The 2,582-nt window shown below is 49.2% G+C and carries 2 protein-coding genes; both read right to left on the bottom strand.

Annotated features, from left to right (window positions below):
• Positions 1-48: 48 nt before the first annotated feature.
• Positions 49-1,434, bottom strand: coding sequence for an N-acetylglucosamine-specific PTS transporter subunit IIBC (gene nagE / locus KDK19_RS16610; protein WP_257254107.1), 1,386 nt, complete (start codon positions 1,432-1,434; stop codon positions 49-51).
• Positions 1,435-1,749: 315 nt separating this feature from the next.
• Entirely contained in the window at positions 1,750-2,265 is a 516-nt protein-coding gene (locus KDK19_RS16605) for a YgjV family protein (RefSeq protein WP_257254108.1), read from the bottom strand.
• Positions 2,266-2,582: the final 317 nt, after the last annotated feature.

Genomic DNA, 2,582 nt, shown 5'->3' with positions numbered 1-2,582 from the left:
ACCAATTTATTGCAACCGCAGTAGGACAGCCTTAAGTCCGACAGGCTGCTAGCGCAGCATTTTAGCGTTTATTTCACCCGCAATGATTTCAGCCTGAGGCCCGAGAATCACCTGCAGGTTATTTTCGCCAAGCTTCACCACCCCTTTGGCACCCAAGGCTTTCAGACCGGCTTCATTGATCAGGTCACGGTTGGCCAGAGTCAGGCGCAGACGGGTGATACAGGCTTCAACAGAGGTCAGATTGTCCTCTCCACCCAGTAGTTCAATATAACGCAGAGCACGCTCTGAGCCACTGACTGCTCCAGAAGATGTTACTGCCTCCGGCTCCTCATCTTCACGGCCCGGGGTCTTAAGGTTGAAAGCCCTGATGGCGAAGTAGAACACACAGAAGTAGATAACAGAGAAGGCCAGACCAATGAACACCAGTGTCACAGGCTTGGTAGCCAGCCCCCAGTTCAGAGCCATATCCAGCGCACCTGCAGAGAAGCCAAAGCCATGCAGAACACCAAACATGTTGGTGACCACCAGAGACAGTCCGGTCAGCACTGCGTGAACAGCGTAGAGGCCTGGCGCCAGGAATACGAACATGAACTCCAGAGGCTCAGTGACACCGGTCAGAAAGGCAGTTGCACCGACAGACAGCAGAACACCACCCACACGGGCACGATTTTCTCTAGGTGCCGCCAGATACATAGCCAGCGCAGCAGCAGGCAAACCGAACATCATGACCGGATAGAAGCCCGCCATGAAAGTACCGGCAGTGGGGTCACCGGCAAAGAAACGAGGCAAATCACCCGTTACTACCTCACCGGCAGCATTGGTGAATTCACCGAAGCCAAACCAGAAAACAGAGTTCACAACATGGTGCAGACCTACCGGAATCAGGCCACGGTTCAGCACCCCGTAAGCAAACTGCCCAATAGGCCCAGACTCAGAAATTCCATTAGCAAATGCATCAATGGCAGACTGGATGACTGGCCATACATAACCTGCTACTACAGAGACAGCCAGGGCAATCAGACCGGTCATGATCGGAACCAGACGTTTGCCGCCGAAGAACGCCAGGTAAGGTGGCAGAGCTACCGCATGAAAACGATTGTAACTGTGACCGGCAATGATACCGGCGATAATGCCGCCAAAGAATGACATATCAATGTCAGCATTGATGGTCTTGGCCCCGGCAGTCAGTACAAAATAACCCACTGCACCCGCCAGCACCGCAGCACCGGCATCGTCCTTTGACAGTCCGGCAGCAATACCCATCGCAAACAGCAAAGGCAGGTTACTGAAGATCGCGTTACCCGCTTCTGCGACAAAGGCAATATCCAGCAGGTCAGGCTGCCCCAGACGCAGCAGAATTGCCGCAATAGGCAGAGTGGCGATGGGCAGCATTAATGCCTTACCCAATCTCTGCATATAGCCAAGAATGTTCAAAATAGTTACCCCTTAGATTTTAACGTCACTGCACAAACCTTTATCAAAACCCCGTGGAACTCAAAAAGACAGACTCTTGATGGGCAGCGTATGGTTTGGGACGAAATGTAACCGGTCACAATGCACCAGTTCAACTGTGTTGTGAAGGTTTCGTAAGGAGATTAACCCGTTATTGACCCAGAGCAAAAAAGCAAACGGAACATTTGGTGTCAGTAGTCACATATGACACACCACTTCAGAGAGCACCTCAATGAGGTGCTTAAGCGATGGGAGCCAGGTGTCTGTTCATTGACTGGAATGAAACAGAGGTAAAGCTCAGTACTCGGACTTTGTCACTATTGGGCTCCTGTTGTAGAACCTTAGGTAGGCCACGATGTTACTGAGCAGGAACAGCACTTCCATGACGACGGCCATCGGGGAAAGGACAAGAACGTTGTGGCTCAACCAAACTACCGCCCCCACCATCATGATCAGTCTCATCTCACGATCGTCTTTACTGAATGCGCCTATCGTTTGCAGGCAGGAGCCGACGAACGCCACGAGACTGATGAAAGACTCGTAGGTAACAAAGAGTGTCACAACATTGATAATCAAAAACAGGTTTCTTACCCCGGGCCGAGACGTAAAGCAACTGGTCAGATAGCGTATTGACGCAATCGTCATAACCACGGCCGCTGTGAAAGCATTGAGTAAGTAAAAGTGCGTCGCAATCAACGCTCCCGCAATAAACAGGCACAACACCACCTGTTTGCGTATTTTGAACTGAAAAGACAACAGGTCAAACACAATAGCGATGGATACCAAGATCTGTGAAAGCGTGTAATTATCCATGTTTACAACCCTTGTTCACTCTGGCTCACGCAAGGGTAATTGCCTCCAATGCGATTGATGTCCGTAAATATTCTGTATTCGCCGGATTGTTTTATGCGAGCCAATTGGCTTTCCATTATTTCATACATCAGCAATTTGCTCTTTTTTTGTTATGCCTCATGCTTATTTTATTGCGAGATGTAACAAACTAAAATAATTCAAAACATTAAATTATCCAATATAATCATTCACTGCACGTAATGACCTCCTCATCCAACCGCTAATACCGCTACTAAAAATCTAACATAATCTGTAATTATGTAGACTTATCTACGCCG

Source organism: Endozoicomonas sp. ONNA1, from assembly GCF_024606325.1.
In the GTDB taxonomy this organism is placed as follows: domain Bacteria; phylum Pseudomonadota; class Gammaproteobacteria; order Pseudomonadales; family Endozoicomonadaceae; genus Endozoicomonas_A.
This window is presented reverse-complemented; position numbering and strand designations above follow the sequence as displayed.

Bases quoted from the DNA above. Each gene is read 5' to 3' on its own strand.
- KDK19_RS16605 (WP_257254108.1), bottom strand. From the start codon at position 2,265: ATGGATAATTACACGCTTTCACAGATCTTGGTATCCATCGCTATTGTG.